At 64.6% G+C, this 24,619-nt stretch carries 19 protein-coding genes; 13 read left to right on the forward strand and 6 right to left on the reverse strand.

Going from position 1 to position 24,619, the window contains the following annotated elements; translation table 11 throughout:
• Positions 1-2: 2 nt before the first annotated feature.
• Positions 3-2,189, reverse strand: coding sequence for a heavy metal translocating P-type ATPase (locus tag GUY37_RS12015; RefSeq protein ID WP_166825983.1), 2,187 nt, complete (start codon positions 2,187-2,189; stop codon positions 3-5).
• 145 nt (positions 2,190-2,334) lie between these two features.
• Between GUY37_RS12015 and GUY37_RS12020 the strand changes: the two genes are divergently transcribed.
• From GUY37_RS12020 to GUY37_RS12045, 6 genes are all read left to right on the forward strand, one after another.
• A complete protein-coding gene (locus GUY37_RS12020) occupies positions 2,335-3,396 on the forward strand; it encodes a 2,3-butanediol dehydrogenase (protein ID WP_166825986.1) in 1,062 nt (353 codons plus the stop codon).
• Positions 3,397-3,711: 315 nt separating this feature from the next.
• Positions 3,712-5,157, forward strand: a complete 1,446-nt coding sequence (locus GUY37_RS12025; protein ID WP_208094675.1) for a GntP family permease — start codon at positions 3,712-3,714, stop codon at positions 5,155-5,157.
• Positions 5,154-6,563 (forward strand): four-carbon acid sugar kinase family protein, encoded by a 1,410-nt coding sequence (locus tag GUY37_RS12030; protein ID WP_228278165.1) that lies wholly within the window; start codon positions 5,154-5,156, stop codon positions 6,561-6,563. The genes GUY37_RS12025 and GUY37_RS12030 overlap by 4 nt, the downstream gene beginning before the upstream one ends.
• Before the next feature lie 65 nt (positions 6,564-6,628).
• Positions 6,629-7,675: a 4-hydroxythreonine-4-phosphate dehydrogenase PdxA gene (gene pdxA / locus GUY37_RS12035; protein WP_166825988.1), complete on the forward strand. Its 1,047-nt coding sequence runs from the start codon at positions 6,629-6,631 to the stop codon at positions 7,673-7,675.
• A gap of 69 nt (positions 7,676-7,744) precedes the next feature.
• The gene (locus tag GUY37_RS12040; RefSeq protein ID WP_166825991.1) at positions 7,745-8,470 is read left to right on the forward strand and encodes a DeoR/GlpR family DNA-binding transcription regulator; all 726 of its coding nucleotides are present in this window, start codon (positions 7,745-7,747) and stop codon (positions 8,468-8,470) included.
• Between the two features lie 360 nt (positions 8,471-8,830).
• Positions 8,831-10,213 carry an MFS transporter gene (locus GUY37_RS12045; RefSeq protein ID WP_166825994.1) on the forward strand — a complete coding sequence of 461 codons (1,383 nt, stop codon included), beginning with the start codon at positions 8,831-8,833 and terminating at the stop codon, positions 10,211-10,213.
• Between the two features lie 128 nt (positions 10,214-10,341).
• Here GUY37_RS12045 and GUY37_RS12050 read toward each other — a convergent pair whose 3' ends face one another.
• A complete protein-coding gene (locus GUY37_RS12050) occupies positions 10,342-10,986 on the reverse strand; it encodes a TetR/AcrR family transcriptional regulator (protein ID WP_166825997.1) in 645 nt (214 codons plus the stop codon).
• Positions 10,987-11,223: 237 nt separating this feature from the next.
• On the opposite strand from GUY37_RS12050, the gene GUY37_RS12055 reads away from it, so the two are divergent.
• The gene (locus GUY37_RS12055; protein ID WP_166826000.1) at positions 11,224-12,390 is read left to right on the forward strand and encodes an acyl-CoA dehydrogenase family protein; all 1,167 of its coding nucleotides are present in this window, start codon (positions 11,224-11,226) and stop codon (positions 12,388-12,390) included.
• A 12-nt stretch (positions 12,391-12,402) separates the two neighbouring features.
• Here GUY37_RS12055 and GUY37_RS12060 read toward each other — a convergent pair whose 3' ends face one another.
• Positions 12,403-13,374 (reverse strand): NADPH:quinone oxidoreductase family protein, encoded by a 972-nt coding sequence (locus GUY37_RS12060; RefSeq protein WP_166826003.1) that lies wholly within the window; start codon positions 13,372-13,374, stop codon positions 12,403-12,405.
• 176 nt (positions 13,375-13,550) lie between these two features.
• Between GUY37_RS12060 and GUY37_RS12065 the strand changes: the two genes are divergently transcribed.
• From GUY37_RS12065 to GUY37_RS12080, 4 genes are all read left to right on the forward strand, one after another.
• Entirely contained in the window at positions 13,551-14,573 is a 1,023-nt protein-coding gene (locus GUY37_RS12065) for a phosphotransferase family protein (protein ID WP_166826005.1), read from the forward strand.
• Positions 14,570-15,364: an SDR family oxidoreductase gene (locus GUY37_RS12070; RefSeq protein WP_166826008.1), complete on the forward strand. Its 795-nt coding sequence runs from the start codon at positions 14,570-14,572 to the stop codon at positions 15,362-15,364. Before GUY37_RS12065 ends, GUY37_RS12070 begins: the two co-directional genes overlap by 4 nt.
• A gap of 72 nt (positions 15,365-15,436) precedes the next feature.
• Positions 15,437-16,642: an acyl-CoA dehydrogenase family protein gene (locus tag GUY37_RS12075; protein ID WP_166826011.1), complete on the forward strand. Its 1,206-nt coding sequence runs from the start codon at positions 15,437-15,439 to the stop codon at positions 16,640-16,642.
• An 85-nt stretch (positions 16,643-16,727) separates the two neighbouring features.
• Positions 16,728-18,446 (forward strand): class I adenylate-forming enzyme family protein, encoded by a 1,719-nt coding sequence (locus GUY37_RS12080; protein WP_166826014.1) that lies wholly within the window; start codon positions 16,728-16,730, stop codon positions 18,444-18,446.
• A gap of 54 nt (positions 18,447-18,500) precedes the next feature.
• On the opposite strand, the gene GUY37_RS12085 is transcribed toward GUY37_RS12080, so the two are convergent.
• From GUY37_RS12085 to GUY37_RS12095, 3 genes are read right to left on the reverse strand one after another with little or no spacing between them, the layout of a single operon-like run.
• Positions 18,501-18,734 (reverse strand): hypothetical protein, encoded by a 234-nt coding sequence (locus tag GUY37_RS12085; RefSeq protein ID WP_166826017.1) that lies wholly within the window; start codon positions 18,732-18,734, stop codon positions 18,501-18,503.
• Between the two features lie 54 nt (positions 18,735-18,788).
• On the reverse strand, positions 18,789-21,392 hold the full coding sequence (locus GUY37_RS12090; RefSeq protein WP_166826020.1) for an AAA family ATPase: 2,604 nt from the start codon (positions 21,390-21,392) through the stop codon (positions 18,789-18,791).
• Complete coding sequence (locus tag GUY37_RS12095) at positions 21,389-22,522, reverse strand: metallophosphoesterase family protein (protein ID WP_166826023.1); 1,134 nt, start codon at positions 22,520-22,522, stop codon at positions 21,389-21,391. The genes GUY37_RS12090 and GUY37_RS12095 overlap by 4 nt, the downstream gene beginning before the upstream one ends.
• A 122-nt stretch (positions 22,523-22,644) precedes the next feature.
• Between GUY37_RS12095 and GUY37_RS12100 the strand changes: the two genes are divergently transcribed.
• Entirely contained in the window at positions 22,645-23,469 is an 825-nt protein-coding gene (locus GUY37_RS12100; RefSeq protein ID WP_166826025.1) for an ABC transporter ATP-binding protein, read from the forward strand.
• A gap of 85 nt (positions 23,470-23,554) precedes the next feature.
• On the forward strand, positions 23,555-24,598 hold the full coding sequence (locus GUY37_RS12105; protein ID WP_166826027.1) for an ABC transporter substrate-binding protein: 1,044 nt from the start codon (positions 23,555-23,557) through the stop codon (positions 24,596-24,598).
• Positions 24,599-24,619 lie beyond the last annotated feature (21 nt).

The following is a 24,619-nucleotide window of genomic DNA, read 5'->3' on the forward strand; positions in this document are numbered from 1 at the left end:
GATCAGCGCTGGCTCCGCACTCGCTCGACCGCCGCCTGCGGGTGCAGGTCGAGTCGGCGCAGCAGCTGAGCGTTGAGGGCGACGACGATCGTCGAGATCGACATCAGGATCGCGCCCACGCTCATCGGCAGGACGAACCCGATGGGGGCGAGGACTCCGGCCGCCAACGGCACCGACAGCAGGTTGTATCCCGCTGCCCACCACAGGTTCTGCTTCATCTTCCGGTAGGTCGCCCGAGAGAGTTCGACCACCGAGAGCACGGAACGCGGGTCGTCGGAGGCGAGGATGACCCCGGCAGAGCCGATGGCCACATCGGTTCCGGCGCCGATGGCGATGCCGACATCGGCCTGCGCCAGAGCAGGGGCATCGTTGACACCGTCACCGACCATTGCCACACGGCGTCCTTCATCCTGCAGTTCGGCGACCTTCGCCGCCTTGTCAGCGGGATGAACACCGGCAAAGACACGGTCGATGCCGAGTTCGGAGGCCACGGACTGCGCGACCGCCTCGGCGTCTCCGGTGATCATCACGACCTGCGCACCGATGTCATGGAGGGCATCGACGGCATCGCGAGATTCCGGCCGGATCTCGTCGGCCAGACGCAGGGCACCTACAACGGCTCCTGCGACGAGCACATGGAGGATGATGGCGCCTTCGGCTCGCCAGGACTCCGCGGCCTCGGCCTCGGGAGCATCGCGCTCCTCGAGCAGCCTGGGACCACCGACCTCGACCGTCTCTCCCGCGATCACGGCCCTGACTCCGACCGCGGGTGACGAGGAGAAGTCGGATGCTCGCGGCACATCGACGCCCCGTTCGGCCGCGGCCCGGACGATGGCGGCGGCCAACGGGTGCTCGCTGTCGGATTCGGCCGCGGCAGCCAGACCGAGCACCTCGCCCTCGGTCCGGTGGGGCCCTGCACTCGGGACCACCTCGATGCCGGTGACCGTCGGCTCGCCCTTCGTCAGGGTGCCCGTCTTGTCGAAGAGCACGGAATCGACCGTGCGCATCGTCTCGAGTGCGAGACGGTCCTTGACGAGGACTCCGGCTCGGGCGGCCCGCTCGGTGGCGATGGAGACGACCAGCGGAATGGCCAGGCCCAGAGCGTGAGGACAGGCGATGACGAGCACGGTGATCGTGCGCACGACCGCCGAATCCGGCAGACCGATGAGCGACCAGACGGCCACAGTGATCACGGCAGACCCGAGAGCGAACCAGAACAGCCAGGCCGAGGCCCGATCGGCGATTCGCTGGGCGCGCGATGAGGAGTTCTGGGCATCGGAGACCAGCTTTTGGATTCCGGCCAGCGCGGTGTCGTCACCGATCGCGGTGATCTCGACTCGGAGTCCGGAATCCGTGGCGACGGTACCGGCCACGACGGATTCGCCTTCGCCCCGTCGAACGGCGGCTGATTCTCCGGTGACCATGGACTCGTCCATATCGGCCGAACCGTCGATGATCCGACCGTCGGCGGGAATCGAGGAACCGGGACGGACGAGGACGATGTCGCCGACGACGAGGTCGGCCGGATCGACGCTCACCGTCTCTCCGTCGACGATCTTCTCGGCTTCATCGGGCAGCAGTGCGGCGAGGCTGTCCAGCGCCGAGGTGGTCTGCGCCAGCGAGCGCATCTCCATCCAGTGACCGGCGAGCATGATCACGACCAGCAGCGCCAGCTCCCACCAGAAGTCGAGCTGCGGGTCGAGCAGACCCAGCGACGACCCCCAGGAGGAGATGAAGGCAACCGTGATCGCCAGAGCGATGAGCAGCATCATGCCCGGGCTGCGGCCCTTGATCTCGTCGAGACCGCCGGTCAGAAACGGCCTGCCGCCCCAGATGAACATGACGGTGCCGAGGATCGGCGAGAGCCATCGGAGCGCACCGAGGAAGCCGGTTTCCGGAACCTCATATCCGACGAGGTGGCCGAACATCGGGCTGAATGCGACGACGGGAACGGCGATGACCAGCATGACCCAAAACAGGCGTCGGAACTGCGCGACGTGATCGCCGTGGCCGGCATGACCTGCATGATCGCCGTGGCCCGAATGTCCGGAATGTCCCTCGTGACTGGAATGCCCGCCGTGGCCGTCGTGGTCGTGGTGAGCGTGATCGGCATGGTCCATGGCCTCAACATGTCCGGAGTGCCCCGGTTCGTCGGGCCGCATATGCTGATGATTCTGCTGGTTGTCCATGCCTCGAACATATACCCCCTAGGGGTACAAATCAACGGTGAGTCCCCTCACGTGCAATCCCATGCAACCCTGGCTCTCATCTCGCAAGCGCTCTAGCGTCGAAGAACGCCGAACGGCTCATACAGGCCGCACGAAAGGACTCAGCATGAGAGCAGCACGGTTCCACGCACGCAAAGACATCCGGATCGACGATATTCCAGAGCCCGAACTGCAACCGGGCACAGTCGCCATCGACGTGGCATGGTGCGGGATCTGCGGAACTGATCTCCACGAATACCTCGAAGGGCCGATCTTCGTCCCACCGGCGGGCCACCCCCACCCGATCTCCGGCGAATCCGCGCCGGTGACTATGGGACATGAGTTCTCCGGCACGATCACCGAACTCGGTGAAGGTGTCAGCGATCTGGAGGTCGGCCAGAACGTCGTCGTCGAGCCCTACATCATCGCCGACGACGTCGACACCGGCCCCGCCCAGAGCTATCAGCTGTCCGAGAATATGAACTTCATCGGCCTCGGCGGCCGCGGTGGAGGGCTATCGGAGAAGATCGTCGTCCAGCGTCGCTGGGTGCACCCCATCGGCGACATTCCCCTCGATCAAGCTGCACTGATCGAACCGTTGTCAGTCGCACACCACGCAGTTGTGCGATCTGATGCTGGAGCCGGCCAGATCGCCGTCGTCGGCGGCGCGGGCCCGATCGGTCTCCTCACCGCCGCCGTCCTCAAAGCCAAGGGGCTGACCGTTTACATTTCCGAACTCTCTGAGGCGCGGAAGGAGATGGCACTGTCGACTGGCGTTGCCGATGAAGTTCTCGATCCGCGAGAATCCGATGTCGCAGAAGCCGTTCGCGAGCGCACGGATGGGCGAGGAGCCGACGTAGGATTCGAATGCTCGTCCGTTCCCGCGGTTCTGGACATGCTCATCGACGCTACTCGCCCCGGCGGCGTCATCGTCAACGTCTCCATCTGGGGGCATAAGCCCGAAGTCGATATGCCGAAGCTGGTCCTCAAAGAGATCGATCTCAGAGGGACGATCGGCTACTCCGGTGATCACCCCGAGACGATCAGACTCGCCGCCGACGGAACCATCGATCTCTCCGCATTCATCACCGCACGCATCGGCCTGAACGAGCTCATCACGGGCGGGTTCGACGAACTCATCAACAACAACGAGCAACACGTGAAGATCATCGTCGATCCGCACGCCTGAACCACCAGAAACTTCCTCGGTACCCTCTCCGCGAGCACCCCACATATTCGAGGGAGCGGAATGTAGATTTGGTCCGCTGAAATCAACATTCGGCTCCCTCGAATTTCCGCATTCACACGCTCGACTCCGCATTCACCGAGCCAGAAGGAAAGCACCCGCACTCGACATTGCATAAATGCGCAGTTATGACACATACTTGCTCATACTGTTCAACTTCGTTCTGATCATCGCGGCCCCAGGCATCGCAGGTCGTGTCGAAGTCAATGAGAACCACACACCCTGGCTCCCCGAGCCGGCCTCACTGCGGAGGACCTTATGGACCTGCAACTCATCCTGGCGCTGATCGCCGGAATCGCGACGATCGTCGTCATCGTGCTCGCGACCCGACTCGACGCCTTCATCGCTCTGCTCCTGGCATCCGTCGTCACCGGAATCGTCGCCGGTCAGGATCTGCTCTCGATCGTCGACTCCATCACCACGGGCTTCGGCGACACCCTGGCCAGCATCGGCATCGTCATCGGGCTCGGGGTCGGCATCGGCAAGATCCTCGAAGTCTCCGGCGCCGCCGACTCTCTGGCTCGGGCCTTCCTCCGCGCCTTCGGCAAGGGCCGTGAGCCCTGGGCGATGGGCACGGTCGGATCCCTCGTCTCCATCCCGGTCTTCTGCGACTCCGGGTACGTCATCATGAACCCGCTGGCTCGTTCGATCGCCAGGGTGAAGAAGGGCGGTTACGTCACCCTCGCCCTGGCTCTGGGCTGCGGAATGACGCTCACCCACCACATGGTGCCGCCGACACCCGGCCCGCTGGCAGCCACCGGCATCCTCGGAGCCGACATCGGATCGGTCATCCTGGCCGGCCTCGTCTTCACGGTCATCCTTTTGCCGGTGGTCGTCGTCTATGCCCGCTGGATCGGACCCAAGCTCGAACCCGTCCTCAACGCCCAGGTCAAGCACGACGTCTACGCCGAAGCGGTCGTCGAGTCCGCATCCGGTTCGACAGGCGGCAGCGTCCTCACGGCCGAAGGCGGAGACTCGGTCGGAACCGATTCCACCCCTGGTTCGCCGAAGAAGCCGGGGGCCTTCCTCGGATTCCTGCCGCTGATCGTCCCGCTCCTGCTCATCGTCGCCAACACCGTGAGCACCGCGATCGACAAGAACGCTCAGGGCGAGCTCGCCGGCGACGCCTACGAACCCTCCGCCTGGGTCGCACCTCTGGCCTTCCTCGGCAACCCCGTCGTCGCTCTGATCATCGGCCTCGTCCTCGCCGTCTACACGCTCCTGCCCCGCGTGACCCCGCGCAGCCAGGTGCAGAGCTGGCTGGCCGACGGCGCCGCCTCGGCCGGACTCATCCTGCTTATCACCGGCGCCGGGGGAAGCTTCGGACTGGTGCTGCGCGAATCGGGCGTCGGTGACGCCCTCGCCGAGGCGATCGCCTCCATCAGCCTGCCGGCCCTCCTCGTTCCGTTCCTCATCGCTTCCCTGGTCCGCCTGGCGCAGGGATCGGGCACGGTCGCGATGATCACCGCCGCCTCGGTGACGGCTCCGCTCATCGCCCCGCTGGGACTCGACCCGCTCGTGGCCGTGATGGCCTGCACCGCCGGTTCGATGGTCTTCTCCTACTTCAACGACTCCTACTTCTGGGTCGTCACCCGGTTCACCGGTCTCGACGGAATCAATGCCATCAAGGGCTGGTCGGGAATCACCACCGCCGTGTGGATCTGTTCCCTTCCGCTGCTGTTCGTGCTCGACTTGGTCGTATGAGCGCCTCCCGCATGTCCGACTCCGAAATGACCGCAGCCGCCTCCTCGACGCAGGCGAGCCCGCGCATCCTCATCGTCGCCGACGACCTCACCGGCGGCAATGCCTGCGGGGCCCTGTTCGCCGAGGCGGGCCTGCGGACGATCACCGTCACCGATACCAGCCCGGCGGGCACCATCGACCTCAGCGGCCTGCTCGATGAGTTCGACGCGGTGGTCGTCAACACCGATTCCCGGCACCTGCCACCGCGGCAGGCCAGCGAGCTCTATACCGAACTCATCGATTCCGCCGGTGCCGTCGACCTCGTGGCATGCCGCATCGACACCACACTGCGCGGCAATGTCGGGCCTGCTGCAGCCGCCGCCCTCTCGGCGCGCAGGCGCGGACTCGCCGCATCCGGCGGTCCGCAGCACCGCGTGCTGGGACTGTGCATGCCGGCCTTCCCCGCCGCCGGCCGGACCACCGTGCAGGGACGGCAGCTGCTGGGCGGCCGACTGCTCGAACACACCGAGCTCGCCCACGATGTCCGCTCCCCCATGCGCACCTCCGTCATCGATGAGATCCTGGCCGTCGGCACGGATCTCGACTGCCGTCTCATCGACATCGCCACGGTGCTGGCCGGCCGTGCAGCCGTCCGCACCGCCGTGCTCGACGCCCTCGGCGAAGGGGCGGAAGTGATCATCGCCGATGCTCTGACCACCGACCACATCGACCTCGTCGGTTCCGTCATCGCCGAGATCAGCCACGACATCGCCGAGGCGGCCGATCCTGACATTCGCAATCGGGCAGGTCTGGCCGTCGGTGAGCAGCTGGACTGGGTGACCATCGATCCCGGCCCCGGCAGCCTCTCCCTGGCCCTGTCCCAGCTGCCGACCCCGGCCGACGGCATCCTGCTCGGCATTTCGGGCTCGGCCACCGAGGTCACGCGCTCCCAACTGGCGGCAGCAGCCGAGGATCCCACGATCACGGTCCTCCGCCCACCGTTGGACGACGCGGGCCTGCCCGACATCCAGGCCACACTCGGCCTCATCGAACGGGCCGCCTCGGCGCGGGCGATCATCATCGCCACCGTCCTCGAAACCAGCGATCTGCGCGAACTCACCGATGCAGAATCCGAACAGACGACAAGGCGCCTGGCACTCATCGCCTCAGCGGTCATGTCCGCGATGCCGATCTGCGGCCTCTACACCACCGGCGGCGACGTCACCGCCACGGTGATGCGCGAACTCGGCGCACTGGGTATGGAGATCGACAAGGAGATCGTGCCCCTGGCGGTGGGCGGTCGCCTCGTCGGTGGGCGCGCCGACGGATTGCCGATCGTCACGAAGGGCGGACTCATCGGTGAAGCCGGCACCGCCGTCGAGTGCCTCGAATTCCTCTCGACCACTGCCCGCGTCAGGCGGAACTGAATCGTGCGGGACTAACTCTGCACCCCATCGACCGACAATCATCCGAACCATCTGAGGAGACAGCAATGACAGCACCAGCACTCGCCGTAACCGTGGGCGACCCCGTCGGTATCGGACCGGAGATCACCGCCACGGTGCTCGCGGAATTCGCCGGCAGGGACGATCAGCACGGAATCGCCGTGGCGGATCTGGCCGTGATGAAACGCGCCGTCGACGTCCTCGGACTCGACGTCGAGCTGCGCGCCATCTCCGACTGGTCGACCCCCTCGGCCGGCGAAGGCGTCATCGACGTCTTCGATATCGGCGTCCTCGGCACCGACCTGCCCGGATGGGGCGTCGTCGACGCTCGTGCCGGCCGGGCCTCGGTGGCCGCGATCGAGATCGCCGCGCAGGCGGCCATGGACGAGAAGATCGCCGGCATCGTCACCGGCCCCATCAACAAGGAAGCCGTGTGGAAGTCCGGTTCACAGCACCTCGGGCACACCGAGATGCTCGGTGAGCTGACCGGCGTGACGAAGCAGGACACGATGTTCGTCGTGGAGAACACGAAGGTCCCCGACCACAAACTCCAGATCTTCTTCGCCACCCGCCACATGTCCCTGCGCAAGGCTCTCGACGCCCTCACCGTGGACACGCAGATCGACTCCATCGAACGCGCCCACCGCGCCCTTCAGCTCTATGGTGTCTCCTCGCCGAGGTTGGCCGTCGCCGCGCTCAATCCGCACGGCGGTGAGAACGGAGCCTTCGGTGACGAGGAGATCGAGATCCTCCGCCCGGCCGTCGAGCAGGTCAATGCCGACGGTGCGTTCGACGTCGCCGGACCGATCCCGGCCGACTCCGTCTTCCACCAGGGACTGACCGGCCGGTACGACGGAATCCTCTCGCAGTACCACGATCAGGGACACATCGCGTCGAAGACCTTCGACTTCGACGGCACCATCTCCGTCACCGTCGGCCTGCCGATCCTGCGCACCTCCGTCGACCACGGCACTGCCTTCGACATCGCCGGTCGGGGAATCGCCGATGCGGGCACCATGCGCTCGGCCTACCGCGCCGCCATCGGATACGCTCCGTTCGTCGACGGCATCCGCGCCGAGTACCTGCCACAGTAGGCTGAGTCGCATGCCCGATCGCGGCGATGACCGCTGCGATCGGCCCCGTGCCGAAGGAGAGGAAGACAGATGGCGATCCGATCGGGCACTCAGCGACGCCGCGAAGCCATTCTCGGCCTGCTCAAGACCGGTTCGTGGAGCATTCCTCGCCTGTCCGGGGAACTCGACACGTCGGAATCGACGATCCGCCGCGATCTGCGTGAGATGGCTGCTGACGGTGAGATCATCCGCACCATCGGCGGAGCCGCCCCGGTCGGCTATGTCGAACCGCCGCTGGGTGAGCGGATGGAGCAGCAGGCCGAATCGAAGGACGCCATCGCCGCCCGGGCTCTTGAACGGCTCGACGAAGCCCGAGTGCGCACTGTGTTCCTCGACGCCGGATCGACGACCGTGCGACTGGCCGAGCGGATCAGGGACCGCAGTGAGCTCACTGTCTTCACCCGCGGTCTCGAGATCGCGCTGGCCCTGGCTCATCCCGTCGGCCCCAAGGTGATCATGGTCGGCGGTGAGGTCTCGACCCTCTCGCACGGCACCACCGGGGCACTGTCCGATCATGCGCTGTCCCGCATCCATGTCGACATCGCGTTCCTCGGCGCCGATGCCGTCGACCCGGCGCAGGGACTCGGCGAACCGAGTCTCGACGAAGCACGCACGAAAGAGCTCATCGCCGAGCGGGCAGACCACGTCGTCGTACTGGCCGACAGTTCGAAAGCCGGGCGTGAGGTCGCCGCCTGGGCACTGCTTCCAGCCGGCTGGACGTGGATCGACGAAGGTGGGGAACACGCTCAGAGCTGAGGCGAGCTCCCAGTCGAACAGACGTGATCTGCCCACAGTTGAGAAATGGTTCGGAAGACGCGAACGAGAACCATACTCCTCAGGAACGTACGGACAAATTCAGCCATTGATCGAATTTTCTGTCAACCGGATTTCCATAACGATAACTTCACTGTTCCCTGTGAAGCTGGCTTGCCGCTCCAATTCTGAACGACCTGAGCATTCCTCCTGGTCAGACATGTCGGTGGCACTTATATGTCTAATGACACGCCGATGATTTGACAGGATTCTTCGATTGAGAAGCTGAACACGTGCTCGTAATGTTGCTTCGGTTCGAAAGAAGGATCATTTCGACAGTGGTCCGCATGAATGGAGGAATTCATGAGCATCCCCAGCACCTCAGGATCCGCATCACCGACGTCCCCGACCGAGCCCGATCTCAAGACGGTCCGCAAGGCCGTCGCCGCCTCGGCGCTGGGCAATGCGACCGAGTGGTTCGACTACGGCCTCTACGCCGTCTCGGTCACCTACCTCGCCCAGCATTTCTTCCCCGGCGAGCATGCACAGCTGATGGCGCTGCTGACCTTCGCCGTGTCCTTCGTCTTCCGCCCCCTCGGCGGAATCGTCTGGGGCCCGATGGGCGACCGCCTCGGCCGCAAGCGCGTATTGGCGCTGACGATTCTCCTCATGGCCGGTTCGACCTTCTGCATCGCCCTGCTGCCGTCCTACGCCACGATCGGCGTCGCCGCCCCCATCGTCCTCGTCCTGCTCCGAGTCATTCAGGGCTTCTCCTCCGGCGGTGAATACGGCGGTGCCGCCACATTCATGGCCGAATACGCCCCCGACAACCGGCGCGGATTCTTCGGCAGCTTCCTCGAATTCGGTACTCTGGCCGGAATGGCCGCCGGCTCGCTGTTCGTTCTGCTCCTGCAGCTCGGCCTCGGAGAGCAGACGATGACGGACTGGGCATGGAGGATTCCGTTCGTCTTCGCCGGTGTCCTCGGCGTCGTCGGTCTCTACCTGCGCTCTCAGCTCGACGAGTCCCCCGTCTACGAGGAACTCGACAGCACCGATCAGGACAAGTCGGTCAAGGAAGTCTTCGCGACTCTGTTCGCGAACTACAAGAAGCAGCTGCTCGTCCTCGGCGGCATGGTCGTCGCGGTCAACGTCGTCAACTACACGCTGCTGTCCTACATGCCCACCTATCTGCAGAACCCGGTCGGCATGAGCCCGAACGCCTCACTGACCGTGATGTTCCTCGCGCAGGCGTTCATGATGATCCTCATCCCGTTCGGCGGCATGCTCTCGGACAAGGTCGGACGCAAGCCGGTCTGGTACTTCTCACTCATCAGCCTCTTCGTCGCGGCGATACCGATGTTCATGCTCATGGCCAACGGCTTCGTCTGGGCGCTCATCGGACTGGCTGTCCTCGGCATCCTCTACATTCCGCAGATCTCGACGATCTCAGCGACTTTCCCGGCGATGTTCCCCGGACCAGTGCGCTTTGCCGGTTTCGCGATCGCGTACAACGTCTCGACCGCTCTGTTCGGCGGTACCGCTCCATCGATCAGCGATGGCCTCATCGGAGCGACGGGCAACACCATCATTCCCGCCTATCTCGTCATGGCGGCATGTGCGATCGGCTTCGTCGCCACGATCTTCATGAAGGAGACGAATGGCGCCTCGCTGCGTGGCTGCGGTCTTCCCGAGGCCGGGGCGGACGTCGTCCTCGACGAATCCGAGCTCGTCGGCGACACGAAATGATCCACTCTGCGCCGAGGCGGTCGAACCACCCCTAGGCAACTGATCTGGGGCCGGTGCCGGAATCAGGCGACGACTCTGCAGGATGGACGTTCGTCCTGCAGAGTCGTCAGTCTTCTCTGCCGCCGGGGTCAGTCGGGTGCCGCACCCGACAGCAGGGTTCGCGCGGTCCGCTGCCAGGTGGTGAGCATCGGCTCCCGACGCGGGTCACGTCGGGAGAACGTGTAGGTCACAGCCATTCCGCGCATGCTGGCGAAGACCATGGTGAAGAACTCGTCGAAGCCGGGGCGACAGGTGAGTTCCGTGCCGAACAGCTCACGAGCGTTCTCTCGCACCCGATCGAGGACGACCTTCTCGTGGCTGCGCACGCTGGCGGCGAGATCGTTATCGGTGCGCGAAGCCGTCCACAGTTCGAGCGCCGAGAAGAAGCTGCTGTGCATGAGTCCGGTCCACAGCGTGAGGATCGCCCAATCGCTGCGCGCACCGACATCAGCCTCGGCCGGTCGCTCTGCGCCGAGCATGCGATCGAATTCGTCGTCCTCGCCTTCCAGCCGACGGTTGAGCCTCTGCTCGCCGAGGCGGGCCACCGCCGCCGTGAGAAGGTCCTGTTTGGAGGGGAAATGATGGAGCAGACGTCCACGGGTCACGCCCGCCATCGCCTGCACCCGCACCGTCGTCGTCGCCGCGTAGCCCTCGCTGAGCAAGCACTCGATCGTGGCGTCGAGGATGAGCTCGCGAGAATGCGCAGTGCGATCGGCTTGATTGCGAACGTCCAATGCTTCCTCCTCGCAGCGCTCGAATCCGAGAGCAGCCGTTCGGGCCGATTCCGTCAGCCGTCGACAGTGACTGTTTTTCGACTATCCCACACTTCCGGTCTGCATTGACTGTTTTTCAGGAGAATGTCAGACTGAACGCACGATCAGTGACAAGGGCCACACAGTCACCACGGTCTCCCGCCCCGCAAACGGGGCCCGGCACTCGGCCAATCGCTACTCCAGAAGAGGACCCATCCCGTGAAGAGGAACCTTTACAACGACGACCACGAGGCATTCCGAGGCTCTGTCGGAGCTTTCCTCGACCGCGAAGTCGTTCCCCACCTCGAGCAGTGGGAGGACGACCACTTAGTCGATCGGGAGATGTGGCGAAAGGCGGCGCAGTCGGGAATCATCGGCCTGGCCATTCCCGAGGAATTCGGCGGCGGAGGAGTCTCGGACTTCCGTTTCGAGATGGTCCGCTCCGAGGAGATCGCCCGCCGCGGCGTCGGCGCGGCCACAAGCGGCTGGGGCGTCTCGGACGGAATCGTCCCCGGCTATCTCATGGAGCTGGGCACACAGGCCCAGAAGGAGAAGTACCTGACGGGGCTGACCTCCGGCGACATGATCGGGGCGATCGCCATGACAGAGCCTGATGCCGGTTCGGACCTGCAGGGCATCACGACGAAAGCCGTCCGCGACGGCGACGATTGGGTCATCAACGGGACGAAGACCTTCATCACCAACGGCATCCACTGTGATTTCGTCATCGTCGTCGCCCGCACGAACCCAGACGCCAAGGCAGCTCAGGGCACCTCGCTGTTCATCGTCGACGCCGACACACCCGGCTTCGAGAAGGGCCGCAAACTCAGAAAGCTCGGCATGGACGCCCAAGACACCGCCGAACTCTCGTTCTCTGACGTCCGGGTCCCCGCCGATGCCCTCCTCGGCGAACTCGACCACGGCTTCATCCACCTCATGGTCAATCTCCCCACCGAGCGCCTCCTCATCGGATCGGGGACTCTGGCATCAGCGCGGGCGGCGCTGGAGTGGACGGCGGAATACGTCTTCGACCGCCCCGCCTTCGGGAAGACCATCGGCGATTTCCAGAACACCCGCTTCGAACTCGCCGAGCTCGAAACCCGCGTCGATGCGCTCGAGGCGTTCATCGACCGGTGCGCACTGGCGCTCAACGACGGCGAACTCACCGCCATCGATGCCGCCAAGGCGAAATATCTGGGGTCGGATCTCGAGATCGAGGTCGTCAATCGCTGCCTGCAGCTCTTCGGGGGCTACGGCTACATGCTCGAGTTCCCCATCGCCCGCGTCTTCAAGGACAACCGCATCCAAGCGATCTTCGGCGGAGCGAACGAAGTGATGAAGGAGCTCATCGGACGCGATATCGCCAAGCGCCACCGCAAGAAGTAGAGGCGTCGGAGACTACTCTCCGGCGACCTCGAGGAGGACCTTGCCCATCACGGAGCGCGCATCGAGTTCATTGATCGCCGAGGAGGCCTCGGCCAAAGGATAGTTCGCGTGGATGCGCGGATTGAGGCTGCCTGCGGCGACGTGGTCGAGGACAGCCTCCCACTGCTCGTGGATATAGCGCGGGTGGCCCCATGCCGCCGCACCCCAGGCGACGCCGTCGACGGAGATGTTCTTCAGCAGCAGCCGGTTGACCTTGATCGAAGGGATCTCACCGGCGGTGAAACCGAGAACGAGGAGACGCCCGAACGGAGCGAGCACTCGCGTCGAATTGGTGAAGCGATCACCCCCGACGGGGTCGAAGACGAAGTCGACGCCGCCCGGACGGATCTCTTTCGTCGCGTCTTTGAAACCGTCGGCGAAGATGACGTGCGTCGCGCCGAGTTCCCGCACTGCTTCGGCCTTCGCCTCGGTCGAGACGACGGCGACGACCTCGAGGCCCATTGCCAAGCCCAGCTGCACGGCGGCCGAGCCGAGTCCACCAGCGGCACCGTGGACGAGGAGGCTCTGGCCCGGCTGCGCATGCGCGCGCACACGCAGTGCGAAGTCAGCGGTGAGCACGTTCATCGGCATACCCGCGGCGGCAGCCAGAGGGACCGAGTCCGGGACCTTCACGGTGGCCTCGTCACCGGCGATGAGGTATTCGGCGAAGGTTCCCTTCCCGGTGATCGCAGCGACACGATCACCGACGGAATAGCGGGAATCCGGCCCGGCCTCGGCGACGATTCCGGAGGCCTCGGACCCCAGGGTGAAGGGCAGGTCGTGCTTGACCTGGTACATCCCGCGGGTCTGCAGCACTTCGGGGAACGTCACTCCGGCATAGGCGACCTTGATGAGCACCTGCCCCGGTCCCGGAACCGGGCGCTCCACATCAAGGTGCTCCACATCATCGGGGCCGGTCAGAGCGGTGACGCGAATGGCTTTCATGGGTTCCTCGCTAACATTTTGGTCCACACGGAGCCGCTCGGCTCCGGTGTCGGCGGTCATCTCACCTCTATCACACCGAGAGGCTGTGACTGTGATCACTTTCACAGCTTGACTCCCTCGCTTGAGATGAATACTGTGAACTCTACTGAACGATTGTTCACTCGGGAAGGTCAAGGATGACGCAATCACCGGCAGGATTCGATGCGGACAGCATCGGCAGATGGATCGAGCGGAAATTCGGGATCAGCGATTTCGACGTCGACGTGATGTCGGTCGGTCGATCGAATCTCACGTTCACCATCGTCGTCGACGGCAGTCCGCGGTGGGTCCTGCGACGCCCGCCGTTGGGCCACGAGGGCGGCAGTGCGCACAACGTCGCCCGCGAGGGACGGATCATGGCAGCACTCAACGACAGCAGTGTTCCGGTGCCGACCGTCCTCGACATCGTCGATGACCCCGAGATCCTCGACGTCCCCTTCGTGTTCATGGACCACTGTCCCGGATTCCCCGTCAACACCCCCGCAGAGTGGGAATCCATCCCTGCCGAGAACCGCCGTGACTGCGCCTTCGGCATGGTCGATGCGCTGGCGGCTATCCATTCCGTCGATGTCGATGCCGTCGGGTTGTCCGATCTGCGCAGGCCCGGCGGACTCATCGACCGACAGCTGCGCCGCTGGATCGGTCAGGTCGAGAAGATCGCGATGCGCGAGACCCCGATCATCCATGAGGTCCACGACGTGCTCCGCGAGGCCATGCCCGACCCGACGGGCTCAGCTGTGGGAATCGCGCACGGGGATTTCAAACCGAACAATATGATCTTCACCCCTTCCGGGGCGGTCAACGCCGTCGTCGACTGGGAGCTGACAGCCATCGGCGAGGTGCTCACCGACCTCGGCTATTTCGTCGCCATGCTCACGGTGCCCGAAGAATACACCAGCATCTGGGTGCCCCGGACCGATGACGGCTTCCCCACCGCAGACGAACTCATCGACCGCTACCAGGAAGCCAGCGGGAACGAAGTCCACGATGTCGGCTATTATTCGGCGTTTGCGATGTGGAAGCTCGCCTGCATCCGCGAAGGCGTCTACACGCGCCTGGCGACCGGGAAGATGGGCGACCTCGATATCGACCCCGAAGAGGCCGGAGCCGGTGTCGAGGATCTCGCCCGTCAGGCGCTCGACCTGCTGGAGAGATCATGACCTCGAGACTGAACGGCAAGCGTGCGGTGGTCACCGGTTCCGCCGGAGGAATCGGTGCCGCATTGGCCGCCGAACTCATCGACCGCGGCGCAACAGTCGTACTGGCCGATATCTCCCCGGCGGTCAGCGACACCGCCGCCGCGCTCGGTGCCTCCGCTTCCGCTTGGACCGGGGACGTGGCCTCGGTGAACGGAATCGGCGCACTCATCGACTTCGCCGACGACCGCCTCGGCGGGATCGATCTGTACTTCGCCAATGCCGGGATCATCGGCCCGGCGATGCTGGGGGAAACCGACGCGGCCTGGGACGCGATCATCGACGTCAATATGCGTGCTCATATCCGCGCCGCTCAGGCGCTCGTCCCCCGCTGGCAGGAAGCCGGTTCCGGATACTTCGTCGCCACCGCCTCGGCGGCAGGGCTGCTCACGCAGATCGGATCGGCAGCATACTCGGTGACCAAGCACGCTTCGGTCGGGTTTGCCGAATGGTTGGCCATGACCTACCGCGACGATGGAATCCGCGCCTCGGTGATCTGTCCGATGGGCGTCAACACGAACCTGCTCGAGGACGCCGGCACCGACGGAGGTGCCGCGCAGAGGGCCGTGACGTCGGCCGGGACCGTCCTGGAACCCACCGAGGTGGCCGCCATCGTCCTCGACGCCGTCGAGGACGAACAGTTCCTCATCCTGCCGCACCCCGAAGTCCTCGAGATGTATCGGATGAAAGGCAGTGACTACGACCGCTGGCTGCGTGGAATGTCCCGCTACCAAGCCCGACTCAGCGAACAGTGACACCGAGCCTGACCACCGGATGCGACCAGAGCTCACAGCAGTGTGAGACCCACCAAGAGACAAGGAGCCCACGTGTTGGAAAACAGCGAACGCGGACGCGAATATCAGGAGCGCCTCAACGCTTTCATGGACGAATTCGTCTACCCCGCCGAGCCGGTCTACGCCGAGCAGATGGCCGCGGCGGCCAGCCCCCACACGCAGCCGCAGATCCTCGAAGACCTCAAGGCCGAAGCGAAGACGCGAGGTCTGTGGAACCTCTTCCACCCGCACCCGGAATGGGGACCGGGCCTGACGAACCTCGAATACGCTCCGCTGGCCGAAATCACCGGACGCAGCCTGGAGATCGCGCCCGAAGCGATCAACTGCAATGCTCCGGATACCGGCAATATGGAGGTCTTCACGGTCTTCGGCACCGATGAGCACAAGGAGAAGTACCTCAAACCCCTCCTCGAGGGTGAGATCGCCTCGGCCTTCGCGATGACCGAACCGGCTGTGGCCAGCTCCGATGCGACGAACGTTCAGATGAGCATGGAGCGCTCCGACGACGGCTTCGTCCTCAACGGCCGCAAGTGGTTCGCCTCGAACGCGATGCATCCGAACTGCCGGGTGCTCATCGTCATGGGCAAGACCGATCCCACCGCCGAGGTGCACCGGCAGCAGTCGATGCTCGTCGTGCCCATCGACGCCCCAGGTGTCACCGTCGTGCGCAATCTGCCCGTGTACGGCTACGCCGATCGGGAGGGACATGCTGAGATCGTCTTCGAGAACGTGCTGGTGCCGTTCAAGGACATCCTCAAGGGTGAGGGTGAAGGCTTCGCCATCAGCCAGGCACGCCTGGGCCCGGGCCGCATCCACCACTGCATGCGCGCCATCGGAGCCGCCGAGCGGGCACTCGAACTCATGGTCAGGCGCGCCGAATCACGTGTGACCTTCGGTGAGAAGCTGTCGAACCGGGCGAACATCCAGGACTGGATCGCCGAATCCCGGATCGAGATCGATCAGGCCCGGCTGCTGACTCTGCATGCCGCGGACATGATGGACAGGTACGGCAACAAGGTTGCGAAGAACGAGATCGCCGAGATCAAAGTGGTCGCACCGACGATGGCGCTGAAGGTCATCGATCGGGCCGTTCAGGTCCACGGCGGCGGCGGTGTCACCGAGGACTTCCCGCTGGCCCGGATGTGGGCACATATGCGCACTCTGCGTCTGGCCGATGGTCCGGATGAGGTGCACAAGCGCTCCATCGCCCGCAACGAGATCAAGAAATACCGTGGTTGAGGTCGTCTTCTCCGCGATACAGTGAGACCCCACCGAGCCCGCAGCATTCTGCACGGGTCCGGTACAGCCTGCGAAAGGATGTTCGATGACGAACAGTTGGTTTGAGGACCGCCCGTGGATCACCACGATGGGCGACCTCGCTCAGGAGCCCTATGTGCTGCCGGATTCCACGCCGTTGGCCGATCTGGCCGCCACGGTCGAAGCCCGTGGCGATGAGGAGGGCATCAACTACTACGGATTCACCCTGACCTGGGCGGAGTTCGATCGCTGGTCGACGGCGTTCGCCGCCTTCCTGGCGGGCCACGGCATCGAGCCCGGCGATCGCGTCGGCATCTACGACCAGAACACCCCCGCCTTCGCCATCTCCACCTATGGGATCTGGAAGGCCGGGGCAACGGTCGTTCCGCTCAACCCAATGTACCGCGGGGAGCTCGAACACATCTTCGCCGATTCCGAGCTCAAGGGACTCGTCGTCTCTCAGGCCGCTTATCTCGACCGGGTCAAGGACTATGCTGCGAACCTGCCCCTGGTCGTGCTCAGTGATGACCGGAGCTTCCAAACTGCTGGTCCCGATGCGATCTATGCGATGTTCGACAAGCTGCCGCGCTTCGAGGACCTGCCGCCGGCCGAAGGACGTTTTGCATTCGCAGAGGCGGTGGAGGACAACCTCGATACCGATTTCACCCCGCACTCCCCCGCTCCTTCGGACCTCGGTCTCATCGCCTACACGTCCGGCACCTCGGGACGGTCGAAGGGAGCGGCGGCGACTCATGCGAATATCTCGAGCAACTCGCGTTACTGCCTGCGCAACCCGATCCTGGGTCCCGGCGACGGCTACGTCTCACTGGCTCCCCTGTTCCACATCACCGGATTCATCTGCCAGTTCCTTGCAGCCGTGGCCGGCGGTGCCCGGCTCATCCTCAACTATCGTTTCGAACCCGGTTCGCTCATCGCTCTATGTGATCGGGAGAAGCCTGCGTACATGGCCGGCCCGGCCACGATCTACACGGCGATGATGGCGCACCCCGACTTCAGCGCCGAGAAGTTCGCATCCTTCAAGTCCCTCATGTCCGGCGGTGCACCGCTGCCCGAAGGACTGGTCAACAAGTTCGAAGAGCGTGCCGAGATCTATGTCGGTCAGGGCTACGGCCTGTCGGAGACCTGCGCTCAGGTCGCCACCGTGCCGCATGGATTCCAAGCTCCGGTCGACCCGGACAGCGGGAACCTCGCCTGCGGTCTGCCGCAGCCTGATGTGATGATCCGCATCCTCGATGACGACGGTCAGCCCGTGGGCCCCGGGGAGGTCGGAGAGGTTGCGATCTCCGGACCGCAGGTGGTCTCCAGCTACCTCAACAACCCGCAGGCCACCGCCGAGCAGATCCCGAACGGCGAGCTGCACACCGGCGATGTCGGGTTCATGAATGAAGACGGGTGGCTGTTCATCGTGGACCGGAAGAAGGACATGATCAATGCCTCCGGCTTCAAGGTCTGGCCGCGTGAAGTGGAGGATGTGCTATACATGCACCCGGCCGTCCAGGAGGCAGCTGTCGTGGGCATCCCCGATGACTACCGCGGCGAGGATGTGTCGGCTTTCGTCACGCTGCAGCCCGGCGCCGAGGCGACCGCTGAGGAGATCATGTCATTCTGCCGGCAGAAGCTCGCTTCCTACAAGGCTCCGCACCAGGTGACGTTCATCGATCAGCTGCCGAAGACGAGTTCCGGTAAGATCCTGCGACGGACCATCCGCGCCGATGCCGTCGAAGCCGCCCAGGCGGCCAAGGCAGCAGCGGGCACTGCCGACTGAGGCTGAGGCCGGGGCTGTCTTGCGCGAATCCGGCTTCCGCGGCGTCGGTGTCGTTCAGGGGACGCGGGATGCCGGATACTTGTCTGCCTCGCTGATGATCTCCGGAGTCTGATCGTCGTCCTCGACGATGCCTGCCATCTCCCATCGGCCGTGGACCGGGCAATGTTGGAAGCGATACGCACCGAAGCGGATGGATTTGAATGACACCAGCGGAATCCAGCGGGTGCGGTAGTACCCGCCGCCGGAGCAGCGGACGATGACTTCATCGGCATAGGTCTTCTCGCTCATGACCCCCAGGTTAACGCATGCTTCCTTGTCGATGCCGAGACTGGATGCCGAGGTTCAGCCCAGGCTGACGGTTTCGGCGCCGCCGATGGAGGCGAAGCGGTCGGGCTGACAGGTGAGCAGGATGACCTGAGCCGTGCGGCCGACATTGCCGAGGATGACGTTGAGGGCGGCCAGGCGCTGCTCATCGGAGAAGCCGAAGGCATCGTCGAGGATGACCGGTGCTCCGGCTTCCGCATCGACGAGGGTGGCGACGGCGAGTCGGCCGATGAGCGCCAGCTGTTCCTTCGTCCCACCCGAGAGCGCGTCGAAGGCCACGGTGCGTCCGTCGAGCGTGCGGGAGACGATTTCGAGGTTCTCGGAGATCTCCACCGACAGTCCCTGACCGAAGATCACCCGACCCAGCTTCTCGATCGCCTCCTTGAACGGGGCGACGTACCTCCGCTGAGCCTCTTCCTTGTGTGCGAGCACTGTGTCGCGCAACAGCCGGATCGCATTTGCCTGCCGCTGCATGCGAGCCTGCTTCGACCGAATGGACTCCACGTTCTGCTCTGCAGCTTTGAGCTTGTCGTAGATGCCCTCGGCCGCACGATCATCGATGAGAGCCGAGAGCTGATCGACCTCCTGCCGGTCCTTCTCCTGCTGCTTCTGTTTGCTGTCGACGAGCTGGAGAGCGTTCTGCAGTCGCATCTCGAGAGTCTCGGGGTCGGCGGCCTCGTATGCGGAGCGTGCGGCAGCGGCTTCGTCCTCGAGCTGTGTCAGTGTCGCCGTGGCAGCGGTCAGTGCTTCGTCGAGGGACTCATCGGAGTTCGCTTCCCTGTCCGTGCTCAGGCGGGTGCTGAGGTTCTGCAGCGTCGTCGCCGCCTGTTCGCGCGTCGACTGTGCACGCACGGCTGCCACACGTGCCTCATCACGGCCGATTCGAATGCGTTCGAGCGTGGTTCTGGCCGTCTCGACCTGTGCGGTCGCATCGTCAACGGCTGCTGACGTCGATTCGACTCGTGCTTCGAGGTCGTCGATCGATGCGGCGGTTCCGCTCGTATCAGCGGGGTCCCCCGCCAGGTGTTCGGCTCGGGTGAGCGCGGCATCGAGTCCGTCGCGGTCGTCGTCGCCGATGAGCACCCGCAGAGTCGATGAGGCTTCGGCCAGCATGGCCTCGGCATCGGTGCGCACCTCGCTGCGTTCGCGTGCCTGTTCAAGGGTGGCCACGCCGAGCCGGTTGAGTTCCGCGTCGAGAAGGGTCTGCGCGGAGTCGACGGCCCGGTCGAGTTCGGCTGGTGACTGTCCCGGTCGCACGGTGATGTCGACGACGGAGTCGATGAGGATCTGCAGGTCCGAGGTGACGGCGAATTCCTCGGCGGACCCCTTGGGCACATCGGTTCCGTCGATGCTCACGGCGGTATCGCCGAGGCGGCGGGCGACGATCTGCGCGGCGGCCGCGGTCTTCGCGTTCTGCGCAATGCGCAGCTCAGTGAACAGTCCTCCGAGTTTCTCCACGTCTTTCGCGGTCACGGTGATCGACCCGATCGTCGCTTTCGCCTCGGCTGCTCTGCGTTCCTGGTCGCGGATGTCGGCCAGCCTCTTTCGCAGAGTGTCGACCTCTCTGCGTGCGCGGGCCCGAGCGAGATCAGCGGCTGCGGTCTTCGCTTCATCTTGAGCGGTGACGAGTACGGTCTGTCTGGCCTCGAGGCCCTTCTGCGCCTCGGCAAGAGACGAGTCCTCTTCCTGCTGTGCGGTCGTGACCTTCTCGAGCGCATCGTCGGCAGTCTTCACCGACTCTTCGGCCGTGGTGACCTCGGCGATGAGTGCCCGGCGACGGTCTCGCGCCTCCTCGGCGCGCTGACGTTCTCTCTGTGCGACACCCGCGCGTTCGAGAGCTCGATCGAGTTCGGTCTTGAGCCCGGACACGGACTGCACAGCCTGTTCGGCGTCTTCGCGTTCGGTCACGGCCGATTCCAGCTGAGTGCGCCCATTCGTCAGCCGCTCGGCTGCTCGAGCATGCCGGTCGACGAGCCCGTCCATATCGGCGCTGCGAGCCTCCAGTTCACGATGCTGCTCTTCGGCACCGGGGAGTTCTTCGGTGAGCCTGCGCAGCTCACCCGTCTCCTTGCCCTTTGCCGTGAAGAACCTCAGGTATTCGGTTTCGACTCTGTCGAGGAAGGCATCGTGATCAGCCGGTTCCTCCCCAGCCTCGCCCAGAGCACCGTGCAGTGCCTTGATCTCGGCCAGGGAAGCCTGGTCGAGGCTCCGGCCCTGAGCGACGTCGAGAGCGTCGAGCAGGTCGACATCGACGGTTTCGTCGAGGATCGCCAAGAACCGCTCATGTGCTTCGCTGCCGCTGAGCTGTTCGGGGACGGGCTTGAGAATGCTCAGCTCGGTGAAGGGCTGTTTGATCCAGCGTTTGCTGTATCGGAGTTCGTAGTCCCCGGTGCTCAGGTGCAATTCGACCTGCGGACCGACGTCGGAACCGACCGGTTGGGTGTCTTTGACGCTGGCCTTGCGGGAGCTGTCCTTGTCCTCGCGCAGCTGCGTGATGGCCTGATGGATCGAGGACTTCCCGACCTCGTTCGGGCCTTCGACGATCGTCACCCCAGAGCTGAAGTCGACGGTGGCATCGCTGATGGCGCGGTAGTCGATGAGGCGGATGGAATGGAGTCTCATGAGCCGCTCCTGGCGAATCGATAGAGCAGACCGAGTGCGTCTTGGGCCGTGACTGCTGAGTCGTCGTCTGCTGTGGCACGTGCGGAGAGTTCGTCAAGGGTCTCCTGCAGGTATCCGCTCAGTCCGAGATCGGCGAAGTCGTCGTCCGCAGCGACGACGGCCAGGTCCACGTGACGCTCCCAGAGTGAGACGAGCGCGAACAGGTCGGAGAAGTGGTCGAGCTGTTCGTCGAGTCGGGCCTTCGCCGCCGTCGGCAGAGTGCCGCGCAGGATCAGCCACACCGCCGTGCGGTCCTTGTCGGGAATGGCATTCATCCGCTCTTCGAAATCGGCGACATCCTCGGCGGAGTTGAGGTCGGCTTCGATGACGGTGAATGCCCATGTGCCGACGTGGACCTTCTCGACCTCGGCACGGTGGGTGTCGGCATCGATGTCGACGAGGAGCACGTTGCCCGGATCGGTCTCCCGCCGAGAGGTCACTTCCGGTGCCCCCGGATACCAGATGCGGTCGGCGACCTCGAAGGTCGCGTGCCGGTCGCCGAGCGTGACGAACTGGGCACGGTCGTCGCGCAACAGTGCCTGCAGATAGTCGGTGTCGATGGTGGCCAGCGATTCCCGATCGGGGTCGAGGACGCTCACGGCTCCGTGGCCGGCGATGATCCGGATATCACCGGCAGCCACCTCGGCGAGGTCTGTCGTCGCTGCGGCGACGAGATCCCCTTGGGGATGTTTGGAAGACCAGGGGGCGCCGATGATCTCGACCCCGGGAACGACAGTGAAGGGGTCGCTGCCGCGCAGGACATGCACATGCGAGGGCACCCGTGAGGAGAAGGCCGGGGAGTCATAGATCGATGCGGCGTCCAAGGGGTCGTGGTTGCCGGGAAGCAGCACGACCGGCACGGTGAATGCGTTGAGGACTTCGAAAGTCCGGGCGATGATGGCGCGGTCGAGCTGGTTGGTTTCGAACACGTCTCCGCAGACGAGGACGAACTCCGCGCCTGTCTCGGCGGCGAGCGCTCCGATGCGGGCAACTGCGTCGAGGCGGGCGCGGTGGAACCTGGGCCGGGCCTCGTCGCTGAGGTAGTGCGCGGTCATGCCGAGCTGCCAGTCCCCCGTGGCGATGAATCTCATCTGCTCCTCCTCAATCGGTCCCATCCTACGGTCGCAGACCCACACTATCGGCAGGCACTGACGCGAGTGATCTGCACCACACCGATACCCTCAAACGCCGACTTAGGTTAGGCTAATCATTTGTGAACGCGATTGCACTGACTGCCACCGGCCTCAATCTGGGCTACGACCGCACCGAGGTCGTCCATGACGTGAGCCTGACGATCGTCCCCGGACGGGTCACCGCCCTGCTCGGACCCAATGGGTCGGGCAAGTCCACCGTCCTGCGCTCACTGGCCCGGCTGCACCCGATCACCTCGGGCGATGTCGTCATCACCGAGGCTGACGCAGACACTCCATCAAGCACTCTGACGGCCAGAGAGTTCGCCCGGTTCGTCACCCTGCTGTCCCAGTCGCGCCCGCACCCGTCGGGCCTCAGCGTCCGTGAGATCGTCACCTTCGGCCGCCACCCGCACCGTAAGCGCTTCGCCGGGCTCACCGACGTCGATCGCGCTGCTGTCGATCGCGCACTCTCCCTCACCGGCACCATGGTGATGGCCGACCGTCCGGTCGACCAGCTCTCCGGCGGCGAACTCCAACGCGTCTGGTTAGCGACCTGTCTGGCCCAGGACACCGGAGTCCTCCTGCTCGACGAACCGACGAACCATCTCGACCTGCGCTACCAGGCGGAGATCCTCGGCCTCATGCGCGAACTCGCCGATGACCACTCTATCGCCGTCGGCGTCGTCCTCCATGACCTCGAACATGCCGCCACCGTCGCCGATCACGTGGTCCTGCTCGAACAGGGCCGCATCCGCTCGGTCGGCACCTGCGAAGACGTCTTCACCGCCGAGACGCTGAGCGAGGTCTACGGGCTGCCCATCTCGACACGGATCGATGCCGACACCGGCCTGGTCCGGGTCGAAGCCCTCCACCGACGGACTCGTCGCCCGGCCGCAGCCCTCTGAGCGCACCACCGCACCTTCTGACAGTCACACCCAGAAATCGCACCACCTCATCTCCGATCGCCGATCGGTTCACAGAAAGAACACCATGACCAGAACACCTCTGTCGCGCACCTCGTTCGCCGCCTTCGCATCGGCAACGGCGGTCTGTGCACTGGCCCTGACCGGGTGCGGCACCACCGATACCGACGCACCTGCTGATGCGAAGGGACAGACCTCCGCATCGTGTGCGGACGACTCGAGCACCACCTCGGCGGATCCGGTCACCGTCACCGACGACACTGGCCACGAGATCGAACTGGACAAGCCGGCGGCGAAGGTCGTCTCCCTCGAATGGCAGTACACCGAGGATCTTCTCTCCCTCTGCGTCGATCCCGCCGCCGTCGCCGATGCGAAGGGCTTCACCACCTGGGACACGGCAGAGAAGCTGCCCGACTCCACCACCGACGTCGGCACTCGCCAGGAACCCAACGTCGAATCGATCCTGTCGGCCGATCCGGATCTCGTCATCATCGAAACGACGAATCGCAAGGACAAGATCGTCGGTCAGCTCGAGAAGCAGGGAATCCCCGTGATGGCGATGGCCGGCGCCGACGGCAAGGACCCCGTCAAGTACATGAAGGACACGTTCACCACCGTCGCCGAGGCGACCGGTCGCACCGAGCGCGCCGACACCGTCCTCGGCGATTTCGATGCGAAGCTCGAAGAATCGAAGAAGGCCATCGCCGAGGCGGACCCGGCCACCACCGAATTCGTCTACTTCGACGGCTGGGTCAACGGTTCGAATGTGGCGCTGCGTCCCTTCGGCCAGGGTTCGCTCATCGGCGAACTCGGCGAGGAGCTGGGCCTGAAGAACGCGTGGACCGGTGAAGTCGATCCCGCGTACGGACTCGGCCAGACCGATATCGAAGGCATCTCGAAGGTCGGTGACGCGAACTTCTTCTACACCGGGACCGAGGACCCTGAGTCCGAGGACTATGTGGAGCTGCTGAAGAAGAACGACATCTGGGCGAACATCCCCGCAGTGAAGGACGAACGCACCACGGCCTTCCCAGCAGGCATTTGGACCTTCGGCGGACCCAAATCGTCCGAGCAGGCCCTCGACGCCTACGTCGACGCACTGACGAAGTAGACCGTGGCCTCTCCCCTGACC

The sequence above is a fragment of the Brevibacterium limosum genome, from assembly GCF_011617705.1.
GTDB classification, from domain to species: domain Bacteria; phylum Actinomycetota; class Actinomycetes; order Actinomycetales; family Brevibacteriaceae; genus Brevibacterium; species Brevibacterium limosum.

What these genes read in the sequence shown, in the direction of transcription:
- GUY37_RS12105 (WP_166826027.1), top strand. Translation starts at nt 23,555, where the DNA reads ATGACCAGAACACCTCTGTCGCGCACCTCGTTCGCCGCCTTCGCATCG.
- GUY37_RS12045 (WP_166825994.1), top strand. Translation starts at nt 8,831, where the DNA reads ATGAGCATCCCCAGCACCTCAGGATCCGCATCACCGACGTCCCCGACC.
- GUY37_RS12020 (WP_166825986.1), top strand. Translation starts at nt 2,335, where the DNA reads ATGAGAGCAGCACGGTTCCACGCACGCAAAGACATCCGGATCGACGAT.
- GUY37_RS12080 (WP_166826014.1), top strand. Translation starts at nt 16,728, where the DNA reads ATGACGAACAGTTGGTTTGAGGACCGCCCGTGGATCACCACGATGGGC.
- GUY37_RS12070 (WP_166826008.1), top strand. Translation starts at nt 14,570, where the DNA reads ATGACCTCGAGACTGAACGGCAAGCGTGCGGTGGTCACCGGTTCCGCC.
- GUY37_RS12015 (WP_166825983.1), bottom strand. Translation starts at nt 2,189, where the DNA reads ATGGACAACCAGCAGAATCATCAGCATATGCGGCCCGACGAACCGGGG.
- GUY37_RS12095 (WP_166826023.1), bottom strand. Translation starts at nt 22,522, where the DNA reads ATGAGATTCATCGCCACGGGGGACTGGCAGCTCGGCATGACCGCGCAC.
- GUY37_RS12040 (WP_166825991.1), top strand. Translation starts at nt 7,745, where the DNA reads ATGGCGATCCGATCGGGCACTCAGCGACGCCGCGAAGCCATTCTCGGC.
- GUY37_RS12090 (WP_166826020.1), bottom strand. Translation starts at nt 21,392, where the DNA reads ATGAGACTCCATTCCATCCGCCTCATCGACTACCGCGCCATCAGCGAT.
- GUY37_RS12030 (WP_228278165.1), top strand. Translation starts at nt 5,154, where the DNA reads ATGAGCGCCTCCCGCATGTCCGACTCCGAAATGACCGCAGCCGCCTCC.
- pdxA (WP_166825988.1), top strand. Translation starts at nt 6,629, where the DNA reads ATGACAGCACCAGCACTCGCCGTAACCGTGGGCGACCCCGTCGGTATC.
- GUY37_RS12065 (WP_166826005.1), top strand. Translation starts at nt 13,551, where the DNA reads ATGACGCAATCACCGGCAGGATTCGATGCGGACAGCATCGGCAGATGG.
- GUY37_RS12025 (WP_208094675.1), top strand. Translation starts at nt 3,712, where the DNA reads ATGGACCTGCAACTCATCCTGGCGCTGATCGCCGGAATCGCGACGATC.
- GUY37_RS12085 (WP_166826017.1), bottom strand. Translation starts at nt 18,734, where the DNA reads ATGAGCGAGAAGACCTATGCCGATGAAGTCATCGTCCGCTGCTCCGGC.
- GUY37_RS12060 (WP_166826003.1), bottom strand. Translation starts at nt 13,374, where the DNA reads ATGAAAGCCATTCGCGTCACCGCTCTGACCGGCCCCGATGATGTGGAG.